This is a genomic window from Pirellulales bacterium (genome assembly GCA_036490175.1).
GTDB lineage: Bacteria > Planctomycetota > Planctomycetia > Pirellulales > JACPPG01 > JACPPG01.
In genome coordinates, this window is the sequence record DASXEJ010000045.1 from 1 (window position 1) to 5,945 (window position 5,945).

Consider the following 5,945-nt stretch of genomic DNA (forward strand, 5'->3'; position numbering starts at 1 on the left):
ATCAAGAACACGCTCGCCTCGGAAACGTGCGCTACCGACGGCGAGCGGGTTTATGCCCTGTTCGGCAACGTCGGGCTTTACTGTTACGACCTGGATGGCGACTTGAAGTGGACGTACAAGATTGCGCCACGCGAGACTCGCTACGGCTGGGGCACCTCGATGTCGCCCATCGTGCATGGCGAGCGCGTCTACCTGGTCGACGATAACGAAGAACAATCGACTCTTCTGGCGCTCGACAAACGCACCGGCAAAGTAATCTGGCAAGTACCGCGCGACGAAAAGACCAACTACTCCACCCCCTTCGTCTGGGAAAATCCACTCCGCACCGAGCTTGTCATCTCGGGTATCAATTGGGCCACATCGTACGATCTGTCGGGCAAAGAACTGTGGAAGATCAAAGGCAAGTCGATCCTGGCCATACCCACGCCCTTCGAGCGATTCGGTTTGTTGTACGTCACCTCTGGTCACGTTGTGTGGGGTGAGAATCAGATCTTCGCAATCCGTCCGGGCGGGTCGGGTGATATCACGCCCCCCGTGGTCGAGCAGCCGACCGAGCATGTGGCCTGGTGGCGCAAGGCCGGTCCCTACCATCCGACGCCGCTAGTGGTGGACGACGCCTTGTACATGCTGCTGGATCGCGGTTTCCTGGCCGCCTACAACGCCAAGACGGGTGAATCGATCTACGACAAAAAACGCATTCCCAACGGCCGCGCCTTCACCAGTTCGCCTTGGAGCTATGCCGGCAAGGTTTTCTGTTTGAATGAAGACGGTGTGACGTTCGCAATCCAGCCGGGCGAAGAGTTCTCGATCCTTTACACCAACGAACTGGCCGATGATGACATGTGCATGGCCACGCCCGTTGTTGTCGACGACAAACTGCTGGTGAGGACAGCCGCCCGCGTGTATTGCATTCAGAATCGGGCGGAAACGCCTGCGACCGCCGGCAAATAAGCGTAGACGGGCAAGCAGCGCTTACGACTAGCCTGTGCGCACGATGGTCAAGTTAGCTCTTGGCCCAGGTCAGTTCCTGCGCCCTACTTCGAGCTTGAGAAAGCGGCGGCCCATTACGACCGCTAGTATGGCGCCGATCAAGCCGGCAACCCAAAATTGTCCGATCATCTCTCGCGGAAACTCGGCGCCGGGTCCGAATTGGCCGGCTCCACCAGAGATCAGCGCCACGACGAAGACCGCCATCGGCATCAAGCACATCAGGAACATGGTGAGCGTGACGGCCAGCCAAACCCGCGTCACGACCACGAATACCGAGCCCATTCCCGCCGCGACAGTCAATGCGATGGGCAACAACATGGCGAAATTCCATGGCACCGCGTGCCAGTGGATCACAAATGGCGGCTCGAAGTTCACCGCTAGCGCCGCCGCCAGCGAGGCCAAGATCGTAGTAGGCAACAAGTCCACGAGGAACGCCGCCATCCATTCCTTTTGCAGAACGCGTCGTCCGTAGGGGCGCGTCAACTCCGTGGCCAGCACCAACAGTCGTGCCCGCCATAGCGCACCGATTTGCAGGACGCCCATCACCAGTACCATCATGGCGCCAAAATTGAGTCCAAACGAAACCGGGCTTTGTCTGGGGCCTTGCACGCGCCACAACACCAGCGTTTGTATCCCGACCATGGCGATAAGCATGATCAAGGCCATCCGTACGGCGCGCAGCGGAGAATTGCCGCACCGCCAGCGATCGACTCGCTGCCACCAGGTCCAATCCTCGCTACTCCGCGAAGCCCAGGCCTCGATCCGCGCTTCGCGTTCGTCTCCAGCGAAGGCCCAGCTATCACGGTATACTCCCGCAGGTTCAAACAATTTGCGCGTCATGGCAGGCCCTGCCCAATCGCCGCTGGTCGTCCAATAAACGAGGCGGCTCAGGAGCCATGCCCCCAATCCCGCCGAGACGGCAGTCGCCAACCACAGCGCCGCCAATATCGAATAGGTCGGGGCGTGCAATGCACGATCGCTCAGACTGGGTACAACCAAGACGGCCAACATTCCCCACAGTGGAACAATGAGCAACTGCGTCAACCTGGTCACGCCTTGTGGCTTGAATGCAGTGCCTAACGACGTTGTCGACATCGTGGCTATCACGATTCCCACGCAAGCCGTCGCCACGGCCAGCGCGGCGCCAACTGTGGCTCTATCAATCCAAAAGCGCAGTGCGCATGCTGCCACGATGATCAACGCCAGCAATATGCCAAAGCGGCCATGCGCCGCACCGAATCCTGGCGCTAACCGGCGCAGCGGACTACGAAACTGGCTCGACAACTGGGCACCGACGATCCCCGCCAGCAATCCAAAGGGCAGAAAATGGATCGCCGCGCGACTAAAAGGCTGAAACTCGGCGCTTGCCGGTCTCACGACAAGGTTCGGAAGCGCCTTCCGCACCATGGGCAGGATGTCTTCGCCTTGATCGGGTCGCCCGCCGGCATAAACCGTTTCCAGCGACCGTGACTGGGCGAGCGTGGCCAATCCTGCTTCGGAAATGCGCGGCTCGGCGGGGATAGAATATCCAAAGTCGAGCACCAGCACCTTCAAACGCGGCAGCCTCGCCAGTTCGACCAATAGCTCGTCATTGATGGCCATGCGTGAACGTACGACGATCGTCTCCAGCTCATGAAGCCCGGCGAGCGCTGCAAGATTCACCGGCGGCTTACTGGTTTGGATGTTCAGTTGCCGAAGGTCCGACAGCGATCGCAACTTGCCTAGATCGAGCGTGCAGATGCCGTCGATGGTGAGGTACTCACAGCCGGTTACCTGCGCAACACTGTCGAGGCTCGTCGGATCGCCAAAGCACGTGTATTCCACCTGGCGAAGATTCGGCAGTTCTCTGAGCACGCCGTAGACTTCATTCCCCGGTAACGGCACAACAGCCACCGGAGCCGCAGGTGGGGTCCGGTTCAATAACTGTTGCAAAGCCTGCGGCGATTGGTGCATGCTGAACCAAAATGTCGAGAGCATGATTGCATCGACTTCATTCTGTCGCCCTTCGGCTCTCACGTTTTCCAATGCTTGGACCGAAGTGATCAGCAAACGCGGCTGGGGCGGCTGCGGATAGGTCCATTGCCAGGTCGGTGGCTTGTACGTCATCAAAATGTCGAGAACGAAGAAAAAGCCCGCCACCACGACTAGCGCCCAAATGATCGGTCGCGTCAGGTAAGTGACCCCGATCCAACCGGCGCAACGTGCCGCCCCACAAACGGCCGAAGTGCTACGCCGTTTTCCATCGTTGTGGCCCGTCGACAAAGGGTCCGCCGCCAGGGAGTCACCAAAACCGGCTCTAGGCATGACCGTTCAGCTCCACGAAGATCTCTTCCAGATTTAAATCCTCGACCCGCACTTCGGCATCCCATTTCTCGCGCAAATCGTCGAGCAGCTCGGGCGTGACATTCGGCACCGCGGCCAGTGCGCTGGCCCCGTCGACTTTGGTGCGCAGAGCACCGGGCACGACGAAATCGGCCGGAAAGCTGCCAGCGCCGGTCAGCCGCAACCGCTTCACGCGGTCCTTGAGCTCGTCGAGTTCGCAAAAGTGCGCGATCCGCCCCTCCAATAGAATTGCCACGTGCGTGGCTACGCGTTCCAGGTCTGAAGTAATATGCGTCGAAAACAGCACCGTCCGCGAATGCTCTTCGGTCAGCTCGAGAACCGATCGTAAGAAGTCACGACGCGCAATGGGGTCGAGGCTGGCCACCGGCTCGTCGAGCAACAGTAGGTCGGGCCGATGCCCAAGCGCCAGCACCAGCGCCACGGCCTGAAGCTGGCCGGTCGATAGTGCTTGCACACGCGTGTCGAGGGGCACGCGCCAACGTCGGGCCAACTCGCCGGCCCAGGCCGAGTCCCAATTCGCATAAAACGATGCCGTGTAAGCGATCACGTGCCGGACCTTCATCCACGAGTACAAGTACACGACTTGCGGAACATAGCCGAGTCGTGCCTTGGCCGCTGGTGGCAAATCCCACGAATCGGATCCGAGAATTTCGGTCCGCCCCGCATCGGCGCGCAGCAGGCCCAGCAGGCACTTGATCAAGGTGCTTTTGCCTGCCCCGTTGGTCCCCATGAGTCCGACCACGGCGCCGCGCGGAACTTGCAGATTGACTCCGCGTAGCACCGCCGTGCGACCGTAGCTGTACGTCAGCTCACGGATGTCGATGATCGTTTCAGCCACGTTTGTCGCTCCTTGAGTACGGTGCGCACCACGGCAACGATTTGTTGTTCCGTCAGGTTCAACTGCATGGCGCGCGTTACCATCGCGTCGGCCAGAGGGCGTAACTCTTTTTGCCGATCGATCACGCTGCCCGGCGTCGTGGCAGGTCGCACGCGCATGCCGGTGCCGCGAACCCGCTCGACAATCCCCTCGGCCTCGAGCCGCGCGTACGCCTTCGACACTGTCATCATGTTCACTTCCAGATCGGTGGCGAGTTGGCGGATGCTGGGCAGCATCTGACCCGAACGCAGCCGTTCGCTGGCGGCAAGCGCACGAACTTGATCCATGATCTGACGGTAGATCGGTATCCCCGAAGAAGGCTGAATCTGAAATTCGAGCGAAGCATCCGTCACGCGCAGTTGCTCCTGACATGGGAACTTATTGCATTAGTGCATTATCCTACTAATGCACTTACTGTCAAGAAAGAATCCGGCAGCGAATTCTGGCCGACGAATCCGCCGAGCGGTATCGAACGGTGATGCATCACCCGCCGTATGGGTGGGGTAAAACCGCTCATTTGGAATTACATTGCAAAAATGTTATCGCCTTTCCGTTGCGATTTGCTATCGCGCGACATAGCGTAAATGTTGGCCCTGCAATGCGGCGTCGTGGTCATAACAATTGTGAGGCGATATTTAGGGTTGGGCTGCCATGTCACGAATCACGCAATCTGCTCAGGTTGTATGCGCGTCCATAACTCTCTTTGTGTCAGTGCCAGGTTGGACGGCTGCCGCCCAGCCACCAGAACCCGGGGCACTTCTCGACACCTTTGCAAAAGAAGATAGCTCTTCTTACTTTGCACTCCGCCTGTCACCCACGATCACGCGGCCGCTGCGCCATGCGACCGATGTGGTGATCCTGTTCGATACATCGGCCAGTCAGGCGGGCGCGTATCGCGACAAAGCTTTGGCGGCGCTGGAATCGACATTGGCGGCGCTGGCTCCGACAGATCGGGTGCGGTTGTTCGCCGTCGACTTGAATGCCATTCCGTTGATGGAGAAGTTTGCCACAGCGGGCGGACCCGAAACACGCCAGGCGCTGGCGGCGCTGCGCGGTCGTGTACCGCTGGGCGCTACGGATATGGCGGGTGTGCTGGCCGCCACCGGCGATTGCTTCGCCGCAGGTCAAGACGCAACGCGTGGACACGCCGCGCTGTATATCGGCGACGGCATGAGCACGGCGAATCTTTTGCACAGCGACGCGGCGCGGCCGCTGTTCGATCGATTGGTGGCCGAGCATGTGCCCATGAGCAGCTATGCGGTGGGACCGCGGGTCGATAGTTCGCTGCTGGCCTGCCTGGCGAATCAGACTGGTGGCGTGATGGCCGTCGATGGCGAGAATCTCACAGGCGCGCAGGTCGGCAACTGGCTGGCTGCCGCCGTACAAGCGCCGGTCGTCTGGCCCGAACGCATCCAACTGCCGGATTCTTTGAGCAGCGTGTCGGGCGATAAGGCGATTCCGCTGCGTTTCGATCGCGATACGATCTTGGTTGGTAAGGGACAATTGACGGAACCGGCCGTCGTCAAAATGAACGCCGAGAGCGAAGGCAGGACACAAGAGCTCACCTGGCAATTGAATCCCACGTCGCCGAATCCGGATTACGCATTTCTCGAAACACTGGTGGAATCCGCCAGCCATGACGGTGGGCTCAGCCTGCCGACGCTTGGCAGCCAAGGGTTGACCGAGGCGCGGCGCATGATGCAGGACGACGCCCAGGGGCTCAATCGTTTGAGTC

5 protein-coding genes are annotated in these 5,945 nt (G+C 59.9%); 2 read left to right on the forward strand and 3 right to left on the reverse strand.

Features of this window, described 5'->3' with window-relative positions; genetic code table 11:
- On the forward strand, positions 1-951 hold a 951-nt coding region (locus tag VGG64_03495), incomplete at its 5' end, for a PQQ-binding-like beta-propeller repeat protein (GenBank protein ID HEY1598638.1).
- A gap of 69 nt (positions 952-1,020) precedes the next feature.
- Here VGG64_03495 and VGG64_03500 read toward each other — a convergent pair.
- Genes VGG64_03500 through VGG64_03510 form a run of 3 tightly spaced genes read right to left on the reverse strand, consistent with a single transcriptional unit; the run spans position 1,021 to position 4,563 of the window.
- Positions 1,021-3,294 (reverse strand): hypothetical protein, encoded by a 2,274-nt coding sequence (locus tag VGG64_03500; GenBank protein HEY1598639.1) that lies wholly within the window; start codon positions 3,292-3,294, stop codon positions 1,021-1,023.
- The gene (locus tag VGG64_03505; protein ID HEY1598640.1) at positions 3,287-4,171 is read right to left on the reverse strand and encodes an ABC transporter ATP-binding protein; all 885 of its coding nucleotides are present in this window, start codon (positions 4,169-4,171) and stop codon (positions 3,287-3,289) included. Before VGG64_03505 ends, VGG64_03500 begins: the two co-directional genes overlap by 8 nt.
- The gene (locus VGG64_03510; GenBank protein ID HEY1598641.1) at positions 4,138-4,563 is read right to left on the reverse strand and encodes a GntR family transcriptional regulator; all 426 of its coding nucleotides are present in this window, start codon (positions 4,561-4,563) and stop codon (positions 4,138-4,140) included. The genes VGG64_03505 and VGG64_03510 overlap by 34 nt, the downstream gene beginning before the upstream one ends.
- 298 nt (positions 4,564-4,861) lie before the next feature.
- Between VGG64_03510 and VGG64_03515 the strand changes: the two genes are divergently transcribed.
- Positions 4,862-5,945, forward strand: a 1,084-nt coding sequence (locus VGG64_03515; protein ID HEY1598642.1) for a hypothetical protein, incomplete at its 3' end; no start/stop codon positions are given.

Bases quoted from the DNA above. Each gene is read 5' to 3' on its own strand.
- VGG64_03500 (HEY1598639.1), bottom strand. From the start codon at position 3,294: ATGCCTAGAGCCGGTTTTGGTGACTCCCTGGCGGCGGACCCTTTGTCG.